This is a genomic window from Cyclobacterium roseum (genome assembly GCF_010119225.1).
GTDB classification, from domain to species: Bacteria; Bacteroidota; Bacteroidia; order Cytophagales; family Cyclobacteriaceae; genus Cyclobacterium; species Cyclobacterium roseum.
In genome coordinates, this window is record NZ_WNKF01000001.1 from 63,664 (window position 1) to 87,849 (window position 24,186).

Below are 24,186 nucleotides of genomic sequence, written 5' to 3' on the forward strand. Positions count from 1 at the left end.
AAGAGCCCCAATGACTCAAAAGCTGGAGATTACTTTTGATGCGATCAGCGAAGCACTGCATGCTTTTGATTTCCCTGAAATAGACATGGTGTTGGGAATCGGCAGAGGGGGAACCTCTCCTGCCTGCATGATCGCTCATCAGTTGGGCGCAGCGTTAAAAATTGTCCGAATAAGTTACAGAAACGATGACAACGAACCCATTTACGAATCTCCGGAGACGCTTACTGATTTCGATTGGGATTTTTTTAGCCATCACCGCATACTCATTGTAGATGACGTGTCAGTCACCGGAAAAACACTGGCTACCGTAAAGGACAAGCTTTCCGGACATGAGGTGTACACTTTTGTTTTAAAAGGGGTGGGCGATTTCGTATTATTTCCCAAAGTAAAATCCTGTGTGGCATGGCCTTGGAAAGACGCGATCGGTGGATGAATAGACTAACCCTTGCCTGCTTTATTCTAGGGACGGTTTTTTTCCGGATGCCTTTGCAGGCACAGGATTCAGACTCTCTTAGCATGGCACTGGATCAGGTGGTGGTGACCGGTACCCGTGCCGCCCGGGCGGCCTCTGAGGTTTCCGCCAGCATTACGATTATCGATAAAGAGCAGTTGGATCAATCTGCACATGTCAACGTACTGCCTTCGCTGGTACAGCATGTTCCGGGACTCATGCTTAATGATCGATCAACACTGGGATACGGAGTAGGTCCGGGATCGGGAGGGAATATATCTATCCGAGGCATAAGTGGCTCTCCCAATAATCGTATTTTGATTTTAATTGATGGACAACCACAATACATGGGGATATTCAGTCATCCCATTGCCGATTCTTTCCATTCCACGGATATCGAGCGGGTAGAGGTGATCCGGGGAGCGGCATCGATCCTCTACGGTAGCAATGCCATGGGCGGTGCCATTAATTTAATTACCACCAAAACAGCCGAACCGGGTTGGTCCGGAAAGGTAGGTGCGGCTGCAGGCTCATATGGTACCCACAACCTTTCCGGGAAAGTGGAATATCATTCTGCAAACTGGGAATCTGTTCTTTCTTTAAACCGGAGCAAAACGGAGGGGTACCGAAAAGATGCGGCAGATGGATTCGAAAACACGGCAATTTTTTACAAACTCAGTCACCAGATCGATTCCAATTTGGAACTATCAGGAGATTTTCAATTATCCGACGCCCGTTACGAGCACCCGGGGACCTTGGAGGTTCCATTGTTTGACGATAAAAGAACCTATTTTAGAGGTCGGGCAGCTCTGGGCCTTACCAACGAGGGAGATAAGATCTCCGGGGCCACGTTGTTTTTTCACAATTTTGGAGAACATCAATTTACCAGTGGATTTGAATCCAGTGATTTTAATCAGGGAATTGCTGCTTATCAAAATATAAAACTTGTCCCCGGTCAGACCATCACCCTGGGAATCGATTTTAACCGGTTTGGGGGGGAGGCCAGTAACGAGAACCTTCCGCCTCCTGCGGCGGTTGGATTGAACGAATCCCAGCAGGTGCATCAAACGGAGGTTTACATGCAATGGCAGCAAACCCTTTGGGAAACGCTTCACCTCAATTTAGGGGTTCGGGAGGTCTATAATTCTCAATTTGGCTGGACTACCGTTCCCGGTTTCGGGCTATCTTTCGAAATGGATGCGCAAAAAGTATTCAAGTTTTCCTCTTCAAAAGCTTTCAGAAGCCCCTCAGTGGTGGATTTGTTTTTATTTCCACCCTCCAATATAGAACTGCAACCTGAATCCATGTGGAACCATGAGCTGGGATTCCTTCGCAGGTCTCCTGATGGTCTATGGGACCTGGAGCTGGTTGTTTATTATGCCAAAGGGGATAACCTGATCCAAGTGGATCCGGCCCAGGCTCCTCCCAGAAACAGAAACACAGGAGCCTTCAGAAATAAAGGATTCGAAGCTCAAATCAATTACCGGCCGGATGCCTTTCCTGGGTTTATTTTCAGCTATAATTTTGCAGATGTCTCTGAAAATGTGTTGTTTGCACCTGAGCATTACCTAAAGCTTCAGATGGACGCACAGGTTGGGAAGTTGCGGGTGATGCCCTTTGCCCAGCAGGTTTTTGGGCTGAACAATTCAATGGCAGGGGAGGCCCAACCGGTGGATTACACCTTGCTGAATGTGCAGGTAAACTACCAGATATTGAAAAATCTGAAATCTCATATTCAGGCGAATAACCTGCTGGACAGTGAATACCAGCTAGAAAACGGGTACCCCATGCCGGGAATTAACTTCTCCGCTGGTGTCAATTTTCAATTTTAACCAAGAAAACCATGAAATACGAAAATGAAAGGCGTTCCTTCCTGAAATCCCTTGCGGGCTTGACGGCTGGAATCATGTTGCCCGTCCCTTTTTCCGGATTGCAAGGCGCAACCTCCGACTCCGGATCAAAAGCAGTTTATGCAAGGGATAAATGGGGAGAATTGCTTCCCCAACGAAAATTTGGAAATACAGGAGAAGCGGTTACCATGTTGGGCCTGGGAGGAGCCCATATTGCCCGAATGCCTGAAACCGAAGCCGAAAAAACCATCGAACGCGCCATCGAAGGAGGGATCCGTTTTTTTGATAATGCGGAATCCTACGGAAATGGCAGGGGAGAAGAAAGGTATGGTAAATACCTTAGCCCAAAATACAGGGATGTGGCTTTTATTCAAAGCAAATCCACGGCGAGAGATGGGAAGACTGCCCAGGCGCATCTGGAGGGAACCCTCCGACGTATGAAAACGGATTACCTGGATTTATGGTTGATTCACGCGGTGACCAGCCCATCGGATGTGGATGGCAGGCTGGCCAATGGGGTGCTGGATGTGGTTCAGCAGGCACGTGATAGTGGAAAAGTTCGGTATGTTGGGTTTTCAGGTCATTCCGATTTCAATGCTCATCTGCGGATGCTGGAGCGTACGGACCTACTTCAGGCCTGCCAGATGCCGGTAAATGCCTTTGATCCCAACTATAAGAGTTTTATTACCAACGTAATGCCGAAATTGGTCGAGAAAAAAATGGCCCCCATGGCGATGAAAACCCTGGCGAATGGTGGTTTTTTTGGTGGAACTTCGCATTTCAATCATGGCGATAAGCCCAAAATCATTCCCAATGCCCTCACGGTAGAGGAAGCGGTGCATTTTTCATGGTCCCTACCGATCAGTGTGCTGATCACCGGAGCGGATGATGCCGATATGCTTTCCGAAAAAATCGATTACGCTAAAAGGTTCCGATCTTTTGATGCTGCCAAAAGAAACCAGTTGGTAGAAAAAGTGGCTGGATTTGATGGACGAATGGTAGAATATTACAAAGTATGATTCACCTGCGGATGAGTTAGAGAGAAACAGCTGCTTCCCTTTTTTGCAGTTTCCAGAGGGAAGCCAGGGTTAGCCCGGATATAATGTGCCAGATTCCCCACCATCCGGCAATGATGGACATGCCTCCCAGTCCCTCAAAATAGTTGAAAATCAGCACCAGGGCCAGTCCGGAATTCTGTATACCGGTTTCAATGGTCAGCGTTTTGGTTTCCGCCAACTTCAGTCCTGCTAGTTTGGCAAGAGAGAAACCCGACAGGAGGGCCAGGAGATTGTGTACGAGTACCAATCCAAAAATAAGTCCGATCACTTTGGTAAACAGATTAAAATTGCTGTAAAACGCGACGACTACGATTGTAATAAAGACCATTATGCTGAGTGGCTTTAGTAAACCAGCCAGTTTACGAGCCATGGATGGTTTTCGGTGATGAACATATATTCCCAGGGCCAGGGGGATTCCTAAAATCAAAGCCACCGTCTGGAAAACTTCGAAATAATCAAGCTGAATGCTGATAAGCAGTGCGGAAGCCGGATGGTACCAACCTGACCACAAGGCAAAATTCAGAGGGGTCAGCACAATGGAGGAAATGGTAGCAAATGCGGTAAGACTGACCGATAGGGCACTGTTTCCCCTGGCATGATGGGTCATGAAATTGGAAATATTTCCACCGGGACAAGCCGCTACTAGAAACATGCCTAAGGCAACACTCGGAAGAGGCTTAACCAGCAGGATGAACAGCCAGGTAAAAAGAGGTAGCACCAGAAATTGGGCCAGTATACCCAAAAAAAACGGCTTGGGACGAGCCCAGATGCGTCTGAAATCCTGAAGGTCGATATCCAGCGCCACGCCAAACATAATCACTGCCAGGGAAACATTCATCAGAAACAAGGAATCCCCGTCAAAGTGTATCTGCAACTGATCTAATTCTTCCATATTGCCTATTAAAAAGCTCAAAAATAGTATAAATCAACAAGAAAAGAGCGGTTTTCTTTATTTGAAAGTTTTTACAAGTAATCAAATGCAAAATTTCAATGATAAGTTTAATTTTTATAAATTTGACCATTGAAAATTTCGATGGGATTGTATAAAAACCTTCTTTAGCTAATTTTGATTTGTTCCAATGGGTTCGAATCAGGGTAGTTTAGGCAAGGTTTACAATTTCTATTAATCTTTTAAACCTTAGATTAGACAAGTAACATTATGGAAAAAATCAAAGTAGGTATCAATGGATTCGGTAGGATTGGAAGACTTGTGTTCCGCGCCGCCCAGGAAAGAGATGATGTACAAATCGTAGGCATCAATGATTTGATTGGTGTAGACTACATGGCCTACATGCTTAAATACGATTCCACCCACGGTCGATTTGAGGGTGATGTGGAAGTAAAAGACGGGAAACTGGTGGTAAATGGAAATGCCATCCGTGTGTCATCCGAGAAAAACCCTGCCGATCTGAAATGGTCTGATATCGGTGCTGAAATAATCGTGGAGTCTACCGGTTTATTCCTGACAAAAGAAACCGCCAAAGGTCATATAGATGCAGGTGCTAAGAAAGTCGTGATGTCTGCTCCATCCAAAGACGATACCCCTATGTTTGTTATGGGAGTAAATGAATCTTCCTATACTTCGGACATGGTATATGTATCCAATGCTTCTTGTACGACCAACTGTCTGGCTCCCCTTGCGAAAGTGGTCAATGACAACTGGGGTATTGAAGAAGGACTGATGACGACGGTTCATGCTACTACCGCTACCCAGAAGACGGTAGATGGTCCTTCCATGAAAGATTGGAGAGGCGGAAGAGGTGCAGGTCAAAATATCATTCCATCTTCCACAGGAGCCGCCAAAGCGGTAGGGAAGGTGATTCCCGAATTGAACGGCAAATTGACCGGAATGGCATTTAGAGTTCCCACGCCTGATGTATCGGTGGTAGATCTTACCGTTAGATTGGTTAAAGGAGCCAGCTACGAAGAAATTTGTGCTAAAATGAAAGAAGCTTCAGAAGGAGACTTAAAAGGGATTTTGGGTTATACCGAAGATGCCGTGGTATCCAATGATTTTATCGGTGATGCCCGGACCTCCATATTCGATGCCGGTGCCGGCATTCAATTGAGCGATAAATTTGTTAAGCTGGTCGCCTGGTATGACAACGAATGGGGTTATTCCACCAAAGTAGTAGATCTGGTTCAGTATATTTCTAAAAAATAACGGATTCGGGATTTTCGAAACATGATTTTGATAGGGTTGAATTTAGGTTCAACCCTATTTTTTTATCAGCAATCGCTTAGTTCAGATCTTCCAGCAATTTCAGGGCTTCGCGGTGTAAAATAGGTGCCGTTTCCGGTCCCAGGGAATTGACTTCGCCATAGGGAGCGGAATCCCTGCCATAGGTAAAGGGGGCTTCTTCGTCCCATTGGCTTTTTGGAATGATATAGCCGATCATATCATTGGCCATCCCACTGAAAAAACGATATTTACCGGGCATCTGACTACGGATAGCCGGAACTTCCACCGGGTCAATGGCATAGTCCGCACCTTCTGGTGATTCAACACCACCATTGGCAATTTCCGGATATAACTCTCCAGGAATATGGATGAAGGAAGCCGGTCCCAGTGTCCAGGCATTTACTTCCGACCGCACGTGGCCCCATTTAATAAAGCCCCTGTCAAAAACACCAACAAAGGCCGCCAAACGAAATAGCTTATTGCTCATTGGCAAAGCTACTGTTTTCGCCCGCAGGGAGAGGCTGCCTTCCGTGATGCTATCCCCGCCCGATTGAAGGGTTTCGAAACTTATCTTTGCCAATGCCAGGCCCTGTGCCTCAATCTTCTCCACCCCGGCTTCGGTATGGACTTTTCCGGTGAAAGGATGATTGATGGCATCACCCGGGCGGGTAGTCATTAATCCTCCCAGGGCTCCATTCATAAAGATAGCCACACCCCCCAGACCTTTATGGATAATTTCATTTTCATGAACGATGCCCTCTTCCATGTAATGCCTCCAGTAATGGGGGAAATCCGAGCTGATCAGCGTGTTTTTGGACCATAGTGTTTCCGGGTGATTTCCCCAATTTAACAGCGTTCCCAGTGTTTCATTCGTTTCCCGGTCACATACCTGCATCAGTCGAATGGCGGCATCCAATACGACCGGTTCCCGGCTATCGCCCACCAACGGCAAGGCATCACTTTCATTGATAGCAAATTTGATTTTTGCCGGTCGGCTATTTTCCATGGCGTGTAAAACGGACGTCTCGATTCCCTCAAAAACACGCTGTTGGTATTCTTTATTGACTCCTCTGGTAAAAGGCCCCGGTCCCCACATGCCCATCATATCAGGAGAAGAATGAACATGGGTGCTGGCAATGATGAGGTGGTCCAGGTCTGTTTTCGCCAAAATCCGTTTCCTAAGTGTCAGCACCTCATCATTACCAAAACCAATCATGTCGATGATACAAAGCCCTAATTTGAATTCTCCGTCCTCTAGGACCATGCTTCTGGCCCATAGGGGGTCATTTATGCCAGAAGCGGGTTTATTTTGATGAAAACCTGCCACCCATATGGGGTCAAATTCTCCGTTTTGGTTAAGATCATGAAACCGATCCCCGTCCGCTTCCTGATAGCGGGCATCTCCATTGGTATCCTCCCAGGTATCAAATCCAACCGGGCTGATATCTACCTTTGCAAAGCCTGCCTGCAAGGGTCCCGGGCGCTGGTTTTCCAAAAACAGGTCTATCGAATAGCCGGAATGACGGTCCCGAAACTGATAAGTACCATAACCTAGGACCAGGAAAATTAAAACTGCCAGTACCGCCAGCGTGATTTTTATCCAGGTTTTCATTTTTTCTTGAATTTAATAGGTATACCGGGTAAGGGAATTATGGGCTATGCCAATAGGATTTAATAAAAACAATGGCTTGGCATTTAAGCAATATGGGAAGGTAGCAAAGGTGTAATTTTCGGGCGACTGTTTTCTTTTTTAGGATCAATTAGGTAATATCGAAACGTAAATTAAATAATAATTTTGTTAATTCCTGAATATGAAATATTTTCTCTATCTGTTGGTGGGTAATTTTCTACTACTGTTGATTTCCTGCGAATCCCGGAAAGCGTCAGAACCTATACGGCCCAATATCCTGTTTATTTTTAGCGATGACCATGCCACACATGCCATAAAAGCCTATGGATCAAAGGAAAATAACCCGGAATTAGTCGATTTTCTTCAAACCCCAAACCTGGATAGAATAGCGAAGGAAGGCGTATTGTTTACCAATGCCTTTTGTACCAACTCCATTTGCGGTCCCAGCAGGGCGGTAATTTTGACCGGAAAACACAGCCATTTTAACGGGATGCTGAACAACGATACGACCTTTAATGCAGCCCAACAAACCTTTCCGAAACTTCTTCAGCGTTCTGGCTACCAGACCGCCTGGATAGGGAAGTGGCACTTGTTGTCTGACCCTACCGGCTTTGACCATTGGTCGGTATTGACCCGAGGAAACGGGCAGGGTTCTTATTACAATCCGATCTTTACGGAAGCAGCCGGACAGCAGGAGGAAACGGGCTACACAGCTACTCTTATTACCGATAAAGCCATCGATTTTCTGAAAAAACAAACCGGGAAGGACAAGCCGTTTTTTCTGGCCTATTCCCATAAAACCCCTCATCGGGAATGGGTACCCGCCCCGGAGGAATACGATCTTTACAAAGACGTGGATCTACCCCTGCCTTCTAATTTTTACGATGAATACGAAAACCGGACCAGTGCTACCCGCGAACAGGAAATGGAGATCGCCGCCGATATGAACGAGCGGGACCTAAAGCTGATTTACCCGGATTATATGAACGAGGAACAGCTGGCCAAATTTGAAGCTGCCTATGGACCGGAAAACGAGGCATTCAGAGAAGCCAACCTTTCCGGTAAGGAATTGACCGAATGGAAATACCAACGGTACCTGAAAGATTACCTGCGGTCGGTAACCAGTATGGATAAGGAAATAGGAAGGGTGTTGGATTACCTGGAGGAGTCGGGCCTGGCGGAAAACACCATTGTGATTTACAGTTCGGACCAGGGGTTTTATTTAGGAGATCATGGCTGGTATGACAAGCGCTGGATGTACGAGGAATCCTTGCGCATGCCCTTGCTCATAAAATGGCCTGGAGTAACGGAAGCAGGTCACCGGATCGACCACCTGGTGCAAAACCTGGATTTCGCCCAAACCATTCTGGACATGGCTGAAAGCCCCATTCCCGGGGACATGCAGGGCCGAAGCCTGGTACCCCTGTTGCAAAACCCGGAAGGTGTGCAAACCTGGAGGGAATACATCTACTATCATTATTATGCCTATCCCGATTGGCATATGGTACGGCAGCATTACGGCATTCGCACCGATCGATACAAACTAATCCACTATTATACGATTGATGAATGGGAGTTTTTTGATCTAAAGACTGACCCCAATGAAATGAACAGCCAGTATGGCGATCCGGAATATCAGGAACTTGTAAATTCAATGAAGGAACAGTTGCAGGAGGCCAGAATTCATTATGGGGATACCGTTAATTTGCAACCCACGTCGAAATACCACCGATAATGATGAATAGAAGGAATTTTATCCGCTCATCGGCAGCTTGTAGTGCCCTGTTGGCGACCGGTCCGGCCTGGATGGGTAAGACAGCTAATAAAACCCCAGTACGGATTACTGAAGGGCCTTCCGGCCACTGGTTTGGGTATTACGACAAGTGGCAGGTGGATCCATCCGGACGCTATGCCTTGGGATGCCGGGTGGGCTTTGAAGGCAGGTCTCCGTTGGGTACTGACAAACTGGAGATTGGATTGATCGACCTGGAAAATGGTAATCGCTGGAAGAAAATTGGTGAAACCCATGCCTGGAGCTGGCAACAGTCCTGCATGCTGCAGTGGATACCGGGTTCCGCTCATGAGCTGATTTGGAATGACCGGCAAAACGACAGCTATGTCAGCCGTATTTACCATATTCAAACCGGGCAAACCCGAACCTTGCCGGAGCCTGTTTATACGTTGGCTCCGAATGGTTCCTTTGGTATAGGAACAGCTTTTAATAGAATTCAGAACCTGCGGCCGGGCTATGGCTATGCGGGCATTCCCGATCCTTACCAGTCTATCAAAGCACCTGATGAGATAGGCTTGTATACCCTGGATTTAAAAACCGGGCGTACCACTTCTTTGCTGAGTTTAGCCGATTTGGCGGCAATTCCTCATTTGGGAGCGCATGTTTCTGACAATTGGCATTGGTTCAATCACTTGCTGGTGAGTCCCGATAGTGAACGGCTGCTCTTTCTTCACCGCTGGCGACCCGAAATCCTGGACAATCAAATCATGGCAAGAACCGGCTTTGTCACCCGAATGATAACAGTCAATACAAGGGGGGAGGACCTATTTGTAGCGGATCCATCCGGAAATTCCTCCCATTTTGTCTGGAGGGACCCAAACCATATCTTCGTCTGGACCCGTCCCGTGGGTAAGCAAGCAGGATTTTGGTTAATTAAAGACAAGACCGAAGAGATGGAGCTGATAGGAGAGGAGGCCATGGATCGAAACGGGCACAATACTTATGTCCCGCATACCAATGAAGAATGGGTCTTAAACGACACGTATCCGGATAAGGAAAGGATGATAACGCTTTATTTGTACCACATTCCCAGCAATAAAAAGGTCATTTTAGGGAAGTTCCATTCTCCGGAGCGTTTCGTGGGGGAATGGCGTTGCGACTTGCACCCACGTTGCGACCAGCAGGGAAGGAGGGTGTTTTTTGATTCCACCCACGAAGGTAGCCGGCAAATGTATTACCTAAACATTTCAGATATCGTGGGTACTTGAATCTTTATTAGCCGCTTTCTCCCCCTCCCTCCATCATTCCCCAAATGTATTTCGATGGCATAGTACCTACCGATGGTGCTATAGCCCGGTTTTACGTTGCTGTCCTCTGTATTTTTCAGAAGATACTTCCGTTTTCACTCATGATGTATCCCATACAGTTGATCGGCAAAATCCATAAAACGATCCCAATCGTAAGGGGTCAGGTTATGTTTACCTTCCCGAATATGGTGTCCGGCATAAGGCAAATGTACGGGCGATTCAACGTCGGGAAGGGCGGATGGGAAGCGGCCCTCCATACCGTATATTTCGCGATGTACCCGGGTTCCAAGGCTTAGGGAGAGAAACTCTCCTTTCGGATCCGCCCATTCGTCTTCAGAGGCACTCGCTACATACACGGCTCGGGGAGCAATGGCCGCAACCAGCATGTGTTGATCCAGGGGAAGTAGTTCTTCGCGGTCGTTGTATTGATTGAAATTATCCGTAAACCAATAGGGGAAATTGGTATTGATTCTTTTGACCGTTTCTCCAAACTTTCTTCGAGACAACGCAGCCCCTCCACACCCGGATTCATTCGAAATGGTGATGGCCCAGCGGGTATCTTGTGCTCCGGTCCAGAGAGAGGCTTTTCCTCCTCTGGAATGGCCTACCACGGCAGCTCTATTGGCATCAATAAGCGGGTCTGCTTCGAAATAGTCCATGGCTCTCATCGCGCCCCAGGCCCAGGATCCCAGGCCCCGCATCCCGTTATCCATTTCCAGTTGCTCGGGATACAAGGTATTCAGGATATCCTCCTTAAACGTATCGTTGTTATCATCCGAAACGTCTTTCACATGAAAAGTTGCCGCAGCAAACCCTCTTTCTACAATAGCTTCGGCGGGCCAGAATCCCATTTTCACGTTTCGGGTAGGATCAATATTTTCCGGGTCCCGGTGTGTAATCAGTAAAAATACCGGGGCTGGTTTGCTCGTCTGGGTTGGAACAAACAAAATCAGTCGAATGGTGATGTTTTTTCCATTCCGCTCCACTTGAATGTCGATTTCCTTCAAATGGGCACTGCCGCCCATCGCCTGCTTATCTTCCGAGACAAGTTGGAAACGTATATTATCCAATTCCCGGGGAAGTTGTCCGTACACCTGATTTTCAAACAAGGTAATAATCTCCTTCCTTCTCCGAAACTCCCAATCCTGAACGGTTTCAATTACTTGTCCTTTTTGAGATACAAAAGGATCGGGTAGGGAGAAAGAGGGAACGTTGGACTCATCGTAATTAAATACCTCCTGTGCAGGGGTCCGGTAAGCAAACAGCACGTATAATGAAAGGAATAATAAATATTTGAATGTCATGGGAAGTTATTGAATTGGGTTTCTATTAGGGATATATAGCATGCAATATAAAAAATCCTACCAATTTACTGAAGAGGATCTTCCGTAAGTTGGCAGGAGTCTTTGATTAAAGGTTGCTGGTAATTTAATTTTTTGTTTCAATTAAGATGACACCATTTTTAGCCTTTTTCCCAAACAAATTAGTTTGGTCTCCTTTCATCACCTGGATGGATTTAATACTTTCGGAACGGGTATTGCTTAAGGTAATGTTATTTTTCTGCACTACGCCATCGATAAGAATCAAGGGGTCCTTCGAGGAATCAAAAGGCTCGGACTGAAACTGGTTTGCATAGTCGATTTTTCTGACCCCATTTATCCGTAATGCTTCCTGCACTTTTTGTATGGTTTCCATTTTAATTCCTTTGGCTGCATAAAATACCACTTCGATTTTATCCGGATTCCATTGTTGGTATCGGATGATGCTTTTGATACTATTCGATAGACCTATGGATAAAGGAAGGGTAAATCCATCAATGGTAAGGTAGTCTTTGTTGATAATTTTCAGAGAAACTTTTTTTGTCAGGGGTGGAAGAGCCGGCATCTTATTCATTCCTGCGTTTGATGCTCCGTATCCATTGACGGTTATTTCCTCTCCATACATTTTTTTCTGAGATGGAGGTAGTGGAATGTCTTTTTCAAGAAGCCGAAAGGTAATTGGGAGGATGACATGGTATTCATCTTTGGGATCAACAGGCTCAAGAGCCGGGATATCTTCTAACACCTCAAGTAACATTTGCTGAATTTCGGACGAGAGTGGATCGATAACTTGGTAATCGACTACCTTACCCAGCCTATCGGTTCTAATTTGAATCAGGCTCGTACCTACAGTTACGTTTTTTCGGTCAATTGACGGATAGGTTAGGTTTTTTGTAAAATGTCTGGTGGCTTCCGAACCCAAGGTAATGGCACCGGACTTCAGGTCGTTGGTGGGTTTAGTATCGGTCTCAATTTTGGAAATATGTAGGGATGAGGTTGGTCTATCTTTTTCAATTTCAGCAGATTCGATTGCCTCGTTTGGAAATACAGGGTCAGGATTAACCACCTTTCTGTTTCGGGTCGCGTCCAATTTACCTGAAATGAAGAGTTTGGTGTGCACAACCACGGGTACGGTTTTTCCATTTTGAATACCTGGATTCCACTGCGGAGCCTTCTGACTGCTGACAGCCTTCAACAGCTGCTGGTCAACGGTGCTATTGAAGCTTTTTCGGATGACCGGATGGAGCAGGGCTCCTTCCTGGTCGATAATAAACTCCAACTCCACCGGACCTGAGGCAGGTGCCAGCTCCTCCTGATAGGGTTGCAGGCCTTGCTGGAGGTAGTCGTACCAACTGTCCCAACCAGATTCCGGGATTGGTTTATGGTCAACCTTATCAAAAGTAAGTGCATTGCCATACTGCCGGACCATGGTTGAATTGGAACGAAGGGTTTCTATCAGTTCCAAAACCTTGAAATAGTCGTTTTCATTTTGGATTCCCAGAAATTCATAGGAAAGTTCCCCTAGTTGGGCGACCAAACGCTGGTCTTCCAATATACCAATGCTTTCGTAGTGTACCGGGTTTTTCACGTTTTTGACTTTGATCCCTACCTGAATGGAATCCTGGGCAGCAAGGATTTGACTTTTAAGTTGATGCACCGGGCGGGTGTTTATTTTGCTAAATAAGGTAACCCCTTCTTTGGTTTTCATGGAGACCAATCCAAAAAGCATCGCCATAAGGGGTAGCAACATCACTATTTTCAACCAATTGGTTTTTTGGGCTCGTTTCATCATTAGGATTCTGTTTAGGGTGGTGGACCTTACAAAATAACTTCCTAAGGGCAAGTCCAGCCCTTTGAAGGCCATCCTGGCAATGAGTTGCGCATAGGATAGTTTGTTTTCTGTATGTTGCAACACCCGAGCGTCTGCCTGGTATTCATGGAGGTCTACCAATGCCATGCGCATTAGGTGGATCATTGGGTTAAACCAGAAAAGGATGCTGAGTGCCTGATAGTACAGCACATCGTAGGTATGCCGCTGCCTTACGTGTTCCAGCTCATGCGCCAATATTTGCTCTTTTTCCTGATGCTGCAACTGTGGATTGTCCACCCAAAAGATTTTATCTAAGAAAGAAAAAACCGGAGCCATGCCGTACGTTGGAACTTTAAAATAGTTCCCCTTTAGGATATAGACCGTTTGATACCATCCCCTTTCGACTAATTGCCTTAATTGTAAATATTGCCACAATAAGTGACAAAAAAGTATCATTGCCACGATCAGGTAACTTAAAAAGAGGTAATCGGTAATTCCCCATAGGACGGGTAATTTACTGCCCGTAACCGTTACTTCCGGTAAGCCAAACGTTCCAACGATTTCCGATGTTTCCATAACATCGAATGCTTTTAAAAAGGCGGTATCTTCCAGCGATATGCTGGGCTTATCAAACGTTACCGGGATTTCCACCAATGGAAATAGAATTGCTAACAGGGGAGTTATCAATAAAAAAATCCGGTTGAATAAAAAAGTTTTTTCGTTTTTCAGGAATACCCAATAAAGTCCATAGAAAAAGCCAAGACAGAATGTACTTTGCCATACATAATTGATAATGGTTGCCATATTTATTCAGTTTACCAGTTGGATGATTTTAAATGGGTGATGGATACGCTCATGAGGTTTTCAAATACAAACATTGTATTCCTCATTTGCAGGAAGGATTTAGCATACCTTTTCTTTTACTATAATAAATGAATTCGATGCATGTCTTTAAATCGACCTGTAGAACGAAATAAACTTAACCATTTAGTTTTAAACATCCAAATCAAAGACAATTTTTTTTTAAAGAAATCAGAAAAAGGTATGAGAAGTATGAAAGAATGGCCTGGGCGGTTGGGAAATGGTCCGGAAGGAAAATGTTAGTTTGGATTTCAGTAAATGGCAAGCTTTTTAATTCGCAGGATTGGAACAGCTTTTGCTTTATATAGTTTTCATTTAGATATACGAAATTAGATAACCATACCTTTTTATATAGAATTAAATTGTATTGTGTTAGGGTATAATAATTTATTTGTATATTTGGCGGAAATAAAGTTTATTTATATATCGATCAATTAAAATCAATTTATTAATGACTATTCAGGAGTTTTTAAACAAGTATGCAGATCTTTCAAAATCAGATGCTATCGTTTACATGGAAGATGCAGAAGGCAACGTATTTCACTCAATAGATGAAGCACACAAGAAGGGCACGCATCCATTCGTTACAAAGAATGTAAAAGATACTGCACTTGCTGACCTGGGTGAGCTTGGAATTCATTCTAAAAATGAGGCTTCAAAATTTATTGGTTTACTTCAGTTTATTTATGGAGTAGAAGGTAAAGGTGACAAGCCAATGAGTAGGGGAAGGAGAACTTATTCAGATCAGGAAAAAGCGAATATCCTCAAAGCCTGGAAAAAAGCAGAAGCAGAAGGTAAAACAAAAGCCGACTTTAGTAAAGAGACAGGTGTTACCTATCAAACCTTATTCAAGTGGATTAAAGAGGCCTGATAGCCCGCTAATCCATCTATATCATGGCTCCCCATCATTATTAGTAATAGGGTGACGTGGCTTGTGATGTAGAAAAGTGAAAAGCCTCCTTTTGGTTAAAAGGAGGCTTTTTTGTACACCCGGAAGGATTCGAACCCTCAACCCTCGGAGCCGAAATCCGATATTCTATCCAGTTGAACTACGGGTGCCTTTTGCGTTAGTGTGGCGCAAAAGTAATAAAATTTATTTAAGGTTTCAGTACATTTTGTACTTTTTCTGCAGCTTCTTTTAAAGTAATGGCAGAGGTAACTTTTAGGCCCGATTCATCGATTATTTTCGCACCCTCCTCGGCATTGGTTCCCTGCAATCGAACGATAATGGGGACGCGTATGTCTCCGATTGATTTGTAGGCTTCCACCACCCCTGTAGCAATCCGGTCACAACGAACGATACCTCCAAAGACATTGATGAGTATGGCCTTTACTTTGGGATCTTTAAGGATTATCCTAAATCCAGCTTCTACCGTCTGGGCATTAGCCCCTCCTCCAACATCCAGAAAATTGGCTGGTTCGCCACCTGAAAGTTTGATCATATCCATGGTGGCCATTGCCAGACCTGCGCCGTTAACCATACAGCCAACGTTCCCATCAAGTTTGACATAGTTCAGGCCTGATTCCCCGGCTTCTACTTCCAACGGATCCTCTTCGGCAATATCCCGCATCGCTGCAAGAGACTTGTTTCTGAAAAGAGCATTGTCGTCCAGGTTTACTTTTGCATCTACAGCGAGTATTTGATCATCAGAGGTTTTTAATACCGGATTGATTTCGAATTGTGAGGCATCGGTAGCATCATAAGCCGCATACAAGGCCAGAATAAATTTGACCATCTCTTTAAAAGCATTTCCTTCCAAACCAAGTTGGAAAGCCACTTTTCTTGCCTGGTAGGCCTGAATACCCAAAGATGGATCTACCCACTCCTTAATAATTTTTTCAGGGGTATGCTCAGCTACCTCCTCAATGTCCATTCCGCCTTCCGTGGATGCCATGATTACGTTACTGCCCGTGGCCCTGTCAAGCAGGATGGACAGGTAATATTCTTTTGGTTCTGATTTTCCAGGGTAATAAACATCCTGGGCTACCAAAATTTTCTTCACCAATTTTCCGTCCTCACCAGTTTGGATGGTTACAAGGGTTCCGTTTAATATATTTTTTGCCTTCTCCGGAACCTCTTCCAGCGATTTGGCCAAAACCACCCCTCGTGAGCCGGTTTCCTTTATCTCCCCTTTTCCTCTTCCTCCAGCGTGGATCTGCGCTTTTAACACGTACCAGGAAGTGCCGGTATCTGCATTCAGCTTTTTTGCAGCCTCTAAGGCTGCTTCGGGACTGTCTGCTACGATTCCTTCCTGTATTTTTACTCCGTAAGATTTTAAAACTTCCTTGGCTTGATATTCGTGTATATTCATTCGGATCAAATTTTTGCCCGAAGTTAATGTCAAATGTCCGATAATTCAAGGTTTGCTTTGGCCTTTTTGGCCAAACGGGGAAAGATTGTCGTTCTATTCTATTAATAAAAAGGCTATACCATTATAAATCAGAAGAATACCAAAATTGCCGGCGATTAACGAAGACCGTGTCCTGCTTTTTTAAATTTTTGATTAATTTTACCCATGTTCTCTTATTTCAATACCTTTTAATATAGTACCCCTGTCTATGCTCATTGCACAATCCATTCATAAATATTACGGTGAACTTCACGTTTTAAAAGGAGTAGATGTCTCCATTGAAAAGGGGGAGATTGTTTCGATAGTCGGTGCTTCGGGTGCTGGAAAGAGTACTTTGCTACATATATTGGGAACCCTGGATAAAGCAGATTCCGGCAATCTGGAAGTGGAAGGCCTGGATTTGTTGAAATTAAATGGAGATAAATTGGCTACTTTTAGAAATAACAGAATCGGGTTTATATTTCAATTTCATAACCTGTTACCCGAATTTACGGCAGCGGAAAATATCATGATCCCGGGACTGATGGGAAAAAAAACCGAAATTACGCTTAAAAAGAGAACCGAAGAGCTGGCTAAATTGCTGGGCATCCAAAACCGGCTATCGCATAAACCGGCGGCATTATCTGGCGGGGAGCAACAGCGGGTGGCAGTCGCCAGGGCATTGGTCAACAATCCGGATATGATTTTTGCAGACGAGCCCAGTGGTAACCTGGACACGCAAAATGCGCAGGCCTTGCACGAACTGTTTTTCAAATTAAGGGATGAGTTTGGCCAATCGTTTATCATCGTAACCCATAACCAGGGACTTGCCGAAATGTCGGATCGCATGCTTACCATGGAAGATGGGAAAATTTTAAGATAAAATGAAAACGATATCCGGTATCTTTGATAAAGGTTAACGGTGGTTTCAAAAATTAATTTTTATCTTTGTAACTTCAAAACTGCACTTTATGGTATTAGAATTTGAAAAACCTATTGCTGATCTGGAGCATAAACTTCACGAAATGATTCAATTGGCAAAGGGGAAAAACGTTGACTTATCGGCTGATATTCAATCGCTGGAAGAAAAACTTCATAGCTTAAAAAAAGAGACTTTCCAGAATCTGACCAGGTGGCAGCGGGTACAACTTTCCCGTCATGGTGACAGGCCTTATGCCTTGGATTACATCTACGAAATGACCGATAATTTTATCGAATTGCATGGCGATCGTACGGTGAAAGACGATAAAGCCATGATCGGAGGATTGGGAGATCTGGATGGCCGAACAGTTATGTTTATTGGTCAGCAGAAGGGCAGGAATACCAAACAGCGCCAGGAAAGAAACTTTGGAATGGCGAATCCCGAAGGATACCGTAAAGCACTGCGGTTGATGAAGATGGCGGAGAAATTTAAAAAGCCCATCGTTACCCTGATTGACACTCCTGGTGCATTTCCGGGTATTGAAGCAGAGGAGCGCGGCCAAGGGGAGGCGATCGCCAGAAACCTTCGGGAGATGTTTAAGCTTAAAGTTCCGGTTATTTGTATCGTGATTGGGGAAGGTGCCTCTGGAGGTGCGCTGGGGATCGCTATTGGTGACAAGGTTTTTATGCTCGAAAACACCTGGTACTCGGTTATTTCACCGGAATCCTGTTCCTCCATCTTATGGCGGAGCTGGGATTATAAAGAACAAGCTGCCGAAGCACTGAAGCTAACTAGTCCTGACATGAAGGCTAATGGCCTGATTGATGCCATTATAGAAGAACCACTGGGAGGAGCCCACCGAAACATGCAGGATATGGCCACCCGAATGAAAAAAACCATCATTACATCGCTAAAGGAATTGGACAAAATCAATCCCGACAAACGGATCGTGACACGGATTGATAAATTCTGCTCCATGGGTGTTGTTAATGAATAACCAGGGTAAATCATACCCTCCGAAATCCAGTACATCATTTTGAAACACAACCATTCAATAGGCATTGTTCTTTCCGGTGGTGGGGTGAGGGGAATTGCCCACCTGGGAGTGCTACAGGCATTGAACGAAAAAGGGATATACCCGGATTACTTGTCTGGCAGCAGTGCAGGGGCGATTGCAGCCGTTATGTATGCCTCCGGATACAAACCGGAGCAGATTCTGGATATCATCGTTCAAACAAACTATTTTAAGTTTTTCAAACCGGCGATCAGCTTCAAGGCACTTCTGAAAATGGATCTTTTCGAAGGCCTTTTTGCAAAATACATCCCGGTAGATGACTTTTCTGCTTTAGAAATCCCCACGTATATAGCGTCTACCAATATCTTGACCGGACAAACGGTTTACTTTTCAGAGGGATCCATCATTCAAAAGCTAATGGCTTCTTCCTGTATTCCGGGAATGTTCGAGCCGATTTCCCTGGATGGAGCCTTGTATGTAGACGGAGGTGTGTTGAATAACCTGCCCGTGGAGCCTCTGAGAGATAAGTGCCAAACGATTATTGGCGTGAATTGCAACCACTTACCCGAGCTACAAACTATCAGCCATATCAAGGCATTAATCGAAAGATCAGTGATTTTATCCATGAATTACAATGTGTATAGCAGGAGGAATTTATGCGATTACTTTATTGAACCCCCTGGTCTCGCCAGTTTTGGCGTATTGGAAATAAAGAGGGCCAAAGATATTTATGCGGCAGGATATGCTTCTTGCCGGGAATATTTAGAAGATTCCCCCCAACTGACAGCACTCGGTAATCAAAATTTGGATTCTATCAGGCCATGAAGCTACTTGCTCGCTTTATATTTTGGATAACAGGTTGGAAGATTTCCGGCCAATGGCCTGAAGGGCTGAAAAAGGCCGTATTGATCGCCATACCCCACACCAGCAACTGGGACTTGTTGTATGCAAGATCTGCCTTTTACCTGATGGACGTACCGGTCAGGTTTACCATAAAAAAGGAAGTTATGGTAGGACCGCTGGGCTGGTTGATCAAGGCACTTGGCGGCATATCCATCGACCGAAACCGGAGGCCAGGAAGAAGAAAACAGACCTATACCGAAGCAATGATTCAAATGTTAAAGGATAGGGAGGAGTTGGTCATCATGGTCACACCTGAGGGTACCCGGAAATACGTTCCCAGATGGAAATCGGGATTTTACCATATAGCCCAGGGGGCAGGCGTGCCCGTGGTGGTGGGATTTCTTGATTATAAAAGGAAACTGGCCGGAATTGGGCCGGTGATTGTTCCCAATGGTCAAATGGATGAACAAATAGACGAGATGAAAGCGTTTGGAAGAACCATTACAGGAAAACACCCTGAACAGGGCATTCGCTAAGATTTTAAATATTAAGTTCTTTTAGGGATTTGAGGAATGATTTTTGAACCACATTTTTCAGATAAAATCAACCTCTTTTATGATCAAGCGAAAATTTAAGAAGCTAAAAAACTATACTGTTTTTGAAATTTTAATAGACAGCGTTAAGGAATTTGGAAAGAATAACTCCATCACTTTTGCCGCATCCACTGCCTTCTATACCATTTTTTCATTACCTGCCTTGCTGATAATTGTTCTTAACATCGCCTCGGTTTTGTATAGTGAAAGTACCGTGAAAGATGAGTTGCTCAACCAGGTTTCAGAATTAATTGGGGACGATAGTGCCAATACCCTCGATGCTGTCATGCAAAATGTTTCGGTCAGCGGACAGAGTATTTATGCCAGGATTCTGGGAATCGGGGTACTTGTTTTTTCAGCTACGACAGTATTTGTAAGTCTTCAAAACAGCATCAATCATATCTGGCGAATAAAGTCTAAACCAGAAAAAGGCATCTTAAAATTTATTATAAACCGCTTACTAAGCTTTTCAATGGTGGCTTCCATCGGATTTTTATTACTGGCATCTTTGGTAGCGGACGCATTAATCGTCATCTTTTTAAATTATTTCTCAGAGCTTTTCGATAGTGGTACCTTACGGCTAGCGTCGGTCATCAATTTCTTCGTTACGCAGGGAATATTGATCTTGGTGTTTGGGCTAATGTATAAAATATTACCGGATGCGGTGGTCAATTGGAAAGACGTTTGGTTGGGAGCTTTTGTCACCATGCTGTTATTCGGCCTTGGCAAATACCTGATTGGCTTATACATGAGCAATGCCGATGTGGGAAGCTATTACGGAACGGCCGGATCGCTGGTGATCATTTTGATCTGGGTATATTATTCAGCAGTCATTTTTCTGTTTGGAGCTCAATTGACCTATTTTATTGCGGAGAATGTCGGTGGACATATTACGCCGATTAAACAGGCAGTTAAGATACAGACAATCGAACTGGACGAGGATGAACCCGAAGAAGGGGAGCCTATCCATTCTTAGGCATTAAAACCACCATCCACGGTAAAAATGGTTCCGGTTGTATAACTGGATGCCGGTGAGGCCAGAAACAATGCCATTGCGCCTATTTCCCCTTCCTCACCAATTCGTTTTAACGGTAGTTGAGAAAGAAAATTTTCCTTGATTGCCTCATCAGACCACAAAACCTCACTAAACTTTGTCTTGATTAATCCGGGGCAAATGGCATTCACACGAATGTTGTATGCTCCCCACTCCTTGGCAAATGCCTTCGTTAGGGAAACCAAAGCAGATTTGCTAACGCTGTAAAGGCCCAGTCCTTTTTCGGGAGACAAACCCGCAATTGAGCTCACATTAATGATAGACGGAGTGGAGGATTGCCTCAAAAAAGGAAGGCTGAGTTTGGAAAGTTCGAATGGTGCTTTCAGGTTCACGTCCAATATTTTATCAAACAACGAGAGATCGGTTTCTTCAATTGGCCCGTAAACCGGGTTAGTGGCCGCATTATTGACAAGAATATCTATTTGCCCATACTTTTCAACGGTCTGATTTATAAGGTTTTGGCGGCCTTCCGGATCCCCTATATTATTGGCAATCCCCGTTACTTCATACCCTTTATCCCTTAATCGACGCGTTGCTTCATCCAGCCGCTCCTGATTCCGGCTGTTGATAACGACTTTGGCTCCGGCGGCGGCAAAATAATGAGCAATCGAAAATCCAATGCCTCTGCTGGCACCGGTGATGATGGCTACCTTATTTTGAAGGGAAAATAGTGTGCTTAAATCCATATTATTATTGGTCGAAAAATCGGGATATTATTTTATGTTCAATTTAAACTATTCTTACGAATTTAATCCACTATTATGCCTTTTATCATGCTTGCCGATCAATTTTTTTTTGACCATTTCACATGATCGTCCTGTGGGATGGCAGATCCAATGATTACTCCTTGTGATCTGATGGCTCGTCTTTCCGTTTGGAATCGGAGTCAAAATTGGAGACTTCCTTGCCTATGACCTCTTTAGAGGCCAATTCCTGTGTCTGGTCGACCTTGTCCTTCCGTTTATTAAAAATACGTTTAAATAATAAATAAAGTGCCAGTACAATGGCAAAAACAAATAAAGCGCCTATTACTAAATCCATGATATTTTGGTTTGATTAAACATGCTTTACAAAGTTAGAACAAGAAAGGTGCCTAATCGTTTAAACCTATGATTTAGTTTTGCCTGTGTGCTTATTTTAAGATTCGAATGACCGGGTTTCTGGTAAGAAGGGAAGCTCCTAAAACAATTTTCCTTGCACGGGGGCACTTACAGAAGGAGTATTACTTCCTTTCAGGATTTCAAAAAATAGTCTTTTGAATCCATTTTTCCAGCTTTCTGTATTGATTTTTATTTCACCCGGCTCCAGGGAGATTGATCCGGAAATCCGACAGTATCCAATCATCATGCTCCACAAGGTGTAAAATGTGCTCTCTGCGTGCAAATCAGGCCTAATGCTTCCGTCTTTAATGCCTGTAGAAATCGCCTTGATGCCCAGTTTGGCTAGGTCATGATGACTTTGAACCAGTTTGGTAAAAAACTGACTATCCCGGATAAGGGGATTAACCATTTCTTTATCCACCCGGTATTGGTCTAGGAGTCCTAAAAAATGGAGGACGGCGTCGTGAAAGACATTTTTTTCCCTGGCGAAGGCAAGGTAGCTCTCTGCCAAATCCGTCATGACTTCCAAGCCGGTTTTTTCTTTTGATTTTCCAAAGGACTTATGAAATAATTCCCTTAGTTCATCGAAGCCCTTTTTAGTGATCGCCATGTACAGATCCTCTTTACTCTTATAGTAGAAATAAACCAGGCCTTTACTAATGCCTGCTTTTTTCGCAACTTCATCTACCGTAGTGGCATGAAGTCCCTTTTCGCCAACTAGCCGTATGGCTGCTTCCAGGATTTTTTTCTCCTTTTGTTGTCTCTCGTAAACACCCATATTGGTTGATTGGGTTTGGTTGGAGTTGTCTTTCTAGAATTTTTGCAAAAGATTTGTTTAATGACGAACGGTAATGATAAAATAGTTCTTTTTGCCCTTCTGTACCAGCAGGTATTTGTCCTGAAGCAGCGGAACCTCGTTTTTTGACTGTGGATCCGTGATTTTTACCTTATTGATAGAAAGCCCGCCTCCCTGTATTAACTTTCTGGCCTCGCCTTTGGAAGCAAAGATGGTTTGATCCCTGCAAAGCAATTCCAATATGTTTTCGATCTGATCGTACTCATTGCGGTTGATTTCCATCACTGGTACGCCTTCAAATACCTGCAGAAATGTCCGTTCGTCCAGAGTTGCTAAATCTTCCAGGGAGGATTTCCCAAAAAGAATAACGGAAGCTTTTAACGCCATCTCATAGTCGGCTTCACTATGAACAAGGATGGTTATTTCTTTAGCAATGGCCTTTTGAAGCAGCCGAAGGTGTGGGGCAAGCTGATGCTCTTTTTCCAGTTCCTCAATGGTATTTCTATCGAGTGTGGTGAAGATACGGATGTATTTCGATGCATCCTCATCGGATACATTTAGCCAAAATTGATAAAAGGCATAGGGTGAAGTTTTCTCGGGATCCAACCAGACACTTCCACCCTCTGTTTTGCCAAACTTGCTTCCATCTGCCTTGGTGATCAAGGGTACGGTAAGGGCAAAGGCCTCTCCGCCTCCTTTTTTTCGAATGAGTTCGGTTCCCGTGATAATGTTTCCCCATTGGTCGGACCCACCCAGCTGTATGCTGCAATTCTGAAATTTCCACAAATGGTAAAAATCATAGCCCTGTATGAGTTGATAGGTAAATTCGGTGAAGGATAAGCCGTTTCCCTCTTCCAGCCTGCGTTTGACAGAGTCCTTGGCCATCATGTAGTTGACCGTAACGTATTTACCAACATCCCGGATAAACTCCAGAAAAGAAAAGTCAGCCATCCAGTCGTAATTATTGACCAGGACTGCCTTATTGGCCTTTTCTGAACCAAAGTCCAGGAATTTTCCCAGCTGCTTTTGTATTCCGGCAATATTACGATCCAGCGTTTCTTTATCCAGTAGGTTCCGTTCGGCCGATTTAAACGAGGGATCACCGATCATTCCGGTAGCTCCGCCAACCAGTGCTACCGGCTGGTGTCCTGCCCTTTGGAAATGCAGCAAGGTCATGACTCCCACCAGGTGGCCGATATGAAGGGAGTCGGCTGTTGGATCAAAGCCCAGATAGGCCGTTGCCCGCCCTTTTTCTAAGTGTTCCTCAATACCGGCGGTCATGTCCTGCAACATCCCCCGCCACTTTAATTCCTCTATAAAGTCATTCATGCTT

Annotated in this window: 21 protein-coding genes and 1 tRNA gene; 12 read left to right on the forward strand and 10 right to left on the reverse strand. The window is 44.6% G+C overall.

Features of this window, described 5'->3' with window-relative positions; genetic code table 11:
- The first annotated feature begins 10 nt into the window (after positions 1-10).
- Genes GJQ68_RS00210 through GJQ68_RS00220 form a run of 3 tightly spaced genes read left to right on the forward strand, consistent with a single transcriptional unit; the run spans position 11 to position 3,320 of the window.
- Complete coding sequence (locus GJQ68_RS00210) at positions 11-433, forward strand: phosphoribosyltransferase (RefSeq protein WP_162415306.1); 423 nt, start codon at positions 11-13, stop codon at positions 431-433.
- Positions 403-2,283: a TonB-dependent receptor gene (locus tag GJQ68_RS00215; protein WP_235940976.1), complete on the forward strand. Its 1,881-nt coding sequence runs from the start codon at positions 403-405 to the stop codon at positions 2,281-2,283. The genes GJQ68_RS00210 and GJQ68_RS00215 overlap by 31 nt, the downstream gene beginning before the upstream one ends.
- Positions 2,284-2,294: 11 nt before the next feature.
- Positions 2,295-3,320 carry an aldo/keto reductase gene (locus GJQ68_RS00220; protein ID WP_162415307.1) on the forward strand — a complete coding sequence of 342 codons (1,026 nt, stop codon included), beginning with the start codon at positions 2,295-2,297 and terminating at the stop codon, positions 3,318-3,320.
- A 16-nt stretch (positions 3,321-3,336) separates the two neighbouring features.
- On the opposite strand, the gene GJQ68_RS00225 is transcribed toward GJQ68_RS00220, so the two are convergent.
- A complete protein-coding gene (locus GJQ68_RS00225; RefSeq protein ID WP_162415308.1) occupies positions 3,337-4,251 on the reverse strand; it encodes a bile acid:sodium symporter family protein in 915 nt (304 codons plus the stop codon).
- A 267-nt stretch (positions 4,252-4,518) separates the two neighbouring features.
- On the opposite strand from GJQ68_RS00225, the gene gap reads away from it, so the two are divergent.
- Positions 4,519-5,523 (forward strand): type I glyceraldehyde-3-phosphate dehydrogenase, encoded by a 1,005-nt coding sequence (gap, locus tag GJQ68_RS00230; RefSeq protein WP_162415309.1) that lies wholly within the window; start codon positions 4,519-4,521, stop codon positions 5,521-5,523.
- A gap of 76 nt (positions 5,524-5,599) precedes the next feature.
- Here the strand turns inward: gap and GJQ68_RS00235 are convergent, their stop codons facing one another.
- Positions 5,600-7,153, reverse strand: a complete 1,554-nt coding sequence (locus tag GJQ68_RS00235) for a hypothetical protein (protein WP_162415310.1) — start codon at positions 7,151-7,153, stop codon at positions 5,600-5,602.
- Between the two features lie 199 nt (positions 7,154-7,352).
- On the opposite strand from GJQ68_RS00235, the gene GJQ68_RS00240 reads away from it, so the two are divergent.
- Positions 7,353-8,906 (forward strand): sulfatase family protein, encoded by a 1,554-nt coding sequence (locus GJQ68_RS00240; RefSeq protein WP_162415311.1) that lies wholly within the window; start codon positions 7,353-7,355, stop codon positions 8,904-8,906.
- Positions 8,906-10,171 carry a twin-arginine translocation signal domain-containing protein gene (locus GJQ68_RS00245; protein ID WP_235940977.1) on the forward strand — a complete coding sequence of 422 codons (1,266 nt, stop codon included), beginning with the start codon at positions 8,906-8,908 and terminating at the stop codon, positions 10,169-10,171. The genes GJQ68_RS00240 and GJQ68_RS00245 overlap by 1 nt, the downstream gene beginning before the upstream one ends.
- Before the next feature lie 134 nt (positions 10,172-10,305).
- Here the strand turns inward: GJQ68_RS00245 and GJQ68_RS00250 are convergent, their stop codons facing one another.
- Both GJQ68_RS00250 and GJQ68_RS00255 read right to left on the reverse strand, forming a co-directional pair.
- A complete protein-coding gene (locus tag GJQ68_RS00250; protein ID WP_162415312.1) occupies positions 10,306-11,514 on the reverse strand; it encodes an alpha/beta hydrolase family protein in 1,209 nt (402 codons plus the stop codon).
- Between the two features lie 124 nt (positions 11,515-11,638).
- Positions 11,639-14,143 carry a M56 family metallopeptidase gene (locus GJQ68_RS00255; RefSeq protein ID WP_162415313.1) on the reverse strand — a complete coding sequence of 835 codons (2,505 nt, stop codon included), beginning with the start codon at positions 14,141-14,143 and terminating at the stop codon, positions 11,639-11,641.
- Between the two features lie 508 nt (positions 14,144-14,651).
- Here GJQ68_RS00255 and GJQ68_RS00260 point away from each other — a divergent pair.
- A complete protein-coding gene (locus GJQ68_RS00260; protein ID WP_162339870.1) occupies positions 14,652-15,071 on the forward strand; it encodes a transposase in 420 nt (139 codons plus the stop codon).
- Positions 15,072-15,185: 114 nt separating this feature from the next.
- Here GJQ68_RS00260 and GJQ68_RS00265 read toward each other — a convergent pair.
- Positions 15,186-15,259, reverse strand: a tRNA-Arg gene (locus tag GJQ68_RS00265).
- Between the two features lie 38 nt (positions 15,260-15,297).
- Positions 15,298-16,512 (reverse strand): ADP-forming succinate--CoA ligase subunit beta, encoded by a 1,215-nt coding sequence (gene sucC / locus GJQ68_RS00270; protein WP_162415314.1) that lies wholly within the window; start codon positions 16,510-16,512, stop codon positions 15,298-15,300.
- A 247-nt stretch (positions 16,513-16,759) separates the two neighbouring features.
- Here sucC and GJQ68_RS00275 point away from each other — a divergent pair, with 247 nt between their 5' ends.
- From GJQ68_RS00275 to GJQ68_RS00295, 5 genes are all read left to right on the forward strand, one after another.
- Positions 16,760-17,413 carry an ABC transporter ATP-binding protein gene (locus GJQ68_RS00275; RefSeq protein WP_162415315.1) on the forward strand — a complete coding sequence of 218 codons (654 nt, stop codon included), beginning with the start codon at positions 16,760-16,762 and terminating at the stop codon, positions 17,411-17,413.
- An 88-nt stretch (positions 17,414-17,501) separates the two neighbouring features.
- A complete protein-coding gene (locus tag GJQ68_RS00280; RefSeq protein WP_162415316.1) occupies positions 17,502-18,449 on the forward strand; it encodes an acetyl-CoA carboxylase carboxyltransferase subunit alpha in 948 nt (315 codons plus the stop codon).
- A gap of 39 nt (positions 18,450-18,488) precedes the next feature.
- Positions 18,489-19,292: a patatin-like phospholipase family protein gene (locus GJQ68_RS00285; RefSeq protein WP_162415317.1), complete on the forward strand. Its 804-nt coding sequence runs from the start codon at positions 18,489-18,491 to the stop codon at positions 19,290-19,292.
- Entirely contained in the window at positions 19,289-19,846 is a 558-nt protein-coding gene (locus GJQ68_RS00290; RefSeq protein WP_162415318.1) for a 1-acyl-sn-glycerol-3-phosphate acyltransferase, read from the forward strand. Before GJQ68_RS00285 ends, GJQ68_RS00290 begins: the two co-directional genes overlap by 4 nt.
- Positions 19,847-19,925: 79 nt before the next feature.
- Positions 19,926-20,879 (forward strand): YihY/virulence factor BrkB family protein, encoded by a 954-nt coding sequence (locus tag GJQ68_RS00295; protein ID WP_162415319.1) that lies wholly within the window; start codon positions 19,926-19,928, stop codon positions 20,877-20,879.
- Here GJQ68_RS00295 and GJQ68_RS00300 read toward each other — a convergent pair.
- The 4 genes from GJQ68_RS00300 to tyrS all read right to left on the reverse strand — a co-directional run bounded on the left by GJQ68_RS00300 (position 20,876) and on the right by tyrS (position 24,182).
- On the reverse strand, positions 20,876-21,643 hold the full coding sequence (locus tag GJQ68_RS00300) for an SDR family NAD(P)-dependent oxidoreductase (RefSeq protein WP_162415320.1): 768 nt from the start codon (positions 21,641-21,643) through the stop codon (positions 20,876-20,878). The two genes, GJQ68_RS00295 and GJQ68_RS00300, sit on opposite strands and share 4 nt — an antisense overlap.
- Before the next feature lie 154 nt (positions 21,644-21,797).
- Positions 21,798-21,998, reverse strand: a complete 201-nt coding sequence (locus tag GJQ68_RS00305; protein ID WP_162415321.1) for a hypothetical protein — start codon at positions 21,996-21,998, stop codon at positions 21,798-21,800.
- Between the two features lie 138 nt (positions 21,999-22,136).
- The gene (locus GJQ68_RS00310) at positions 22,137-22,835 is read right to left on the reverse strand and encodes a TetR/AcrR family transcriptional regulator (protein WP_162415322.1); all 699 of its coding nucleotides are present in this window, start codon (positions 22,833-22,835) and stop codon (positions 22,137-22,139) included.
- A 57-nt stretch (positions 22,836-22,892) separates the two neighbouring features.
- Positions 22,893-24,182 carry a tyrosine--tRNA ligase gene (tyrS, locus tag GJQ68_RS00315; RefSeq protein WP_162415323.1) on the reverse strand — a complete coding sequence of 430 codons (1,290 nt, stop codon included), beginning with the start codon at positions 24,180-24,182 and terminating at the stop codon, positions 22,893-22,895.
- Between the last annotated feature and the right edge of the window lie 4 nt (positions 24,183-24,186).

Bases quoted from the DNA above. Each gene is read 5' to 3' on its own strand.
- GJQ68_RS00225 (WP_162415308.1), bottom strand. From the start codon at position 4,251: ATGGAAGAATTAGATCAGTTGCAGATACACTTTGACGGGGATTCCTTG.
- GJQ68_RS00215 (WP_235940976.1), top strand. From the start codon at position 403: ATGGCCTTGGAAAGACGCGATCGGTGGATGAATAGACTAACCCTTGCC.
- tyrS (WP_162415323.1), bottom strand. From the start codon at position 24,182: ATGAATGACTTTATAGAGGAATTAAAGTGGCGGGGGATGTTGCAGGAC.
- GJQ68_RS00290 (WP_162415318.1), top strand. From the start codon at position 19,289: ATGAAGCTACTTGCTCGCTTTATATTTTGGATAACAGGTTGGAAGATT.
- gap (WP_162415309.1), top strand. From the start codon at position 4,519: ATGGAAAAAATCAAAGTAGGTATCAATGGATTCGGTAGGATTGGAAGA.
- GJQ68_RS00260 (WP_162339870.1), top strand. From the start codon at position 14,652: ATGACTATTCAGGAGTTTTTAAACAAGTATGCAGATCTTTCAAAATCA.
- GJQ68_RS00275 (WP_162415315.1), top strand. From the start codon at position 16,760: ATGCTCATTGCACAATCCATTCATAAATATTACGGTGAACTTCACGTT.
- GJQ68_RS00235 (WP_162415310.1), bottom strand. From the start codon at position 7,153: ATGAAAACCTGGATAAAAATCACGCTGGCGGTACTGGCAGTTTTAATT.
- GJQ68_RS00240 (WP_162415311.1), top strand. From the start codon at position 7,353: ATGAAATATTTTCTCTATCTGTTGGTGGGTAATTTTCTACTACTGTTG.
- sucC (WP_162415314.1), bottom strand. From the start codon at position 16,512: ATGAATATACACGAATATCAAGCCAAGGAAGTTTTAAAATCTTACGGA.
- GJQ68_RS00255 (WP_162415313.1), bottom strand. From the start codon at position 14,143: ATGGCAACCATTATCAATTATGTATGGCAAAGTACATTCTGTCTTGGC.
- GJQ68_RS00245 (WP_235940977.1), top strand. From the start codon at position 8,906: ATGATGAATAGAAGGAATTTTATCCGCTCATCGGCAGCTTGTAGTGCC.
- GJQ68_RS00210 (WP_162415306.1), top strand. From the start codon at position 11: ATGACTCAAAAGCTGGAGATTACTTTTGATGCGATCAGCGAAGCACTG.
- GJQ68_RS00220 (WP_162415307.1), top strand. From the start codon at position 2,295: ATGAAATACGAAAATGAAAGGCGTTCCTTCCTGAAATCCCTTGCGGGC.
- GJQ68_RS00305 (WP_162415321.1), bottom strand. From the start codon at position 21,998: ATGGATTTAGTAATAGGCGCTTTATTTGTTTTTGCCATTGTACTGGCA.
- GJQ68_RS00310 (WP_162415322.1), bottom strand. From the start codon at position 22,835: ATGGGTGTTTACGAGAGACAACAAAAGGAGAAAAAAATCCTGGAAGCA.
- GJQ68_RS00300 (WP_162415320.1), bottom strand. From the start codon at position 21,643: ATGGATTTAAGCACACTATTTTCCCTTCAAAATAAGGTAGCCATCATC.
- GJQ68_RS00250 (WP_162415312.1), bottom strand. From the start codon at position 11,514: ATGACATTCAAATATTTATTATTCCTTTCATTATACGTGCTGTTTGCT.
- GJQ68_RS00280 (WP_162415316.1), top strand. From the start codon at position 17,502: ATGGTATTAGAATTTGAAAAACCTATTGCTGATCTGGAGCATAAACTT.
- GJQ68_RS00295 (WP_162415319.1), top strand. From the start codon at position 19,926: ATGATCAAGCGAAAATTTAAGAAGCTAAAAAACTATACTGTTTTTGAA.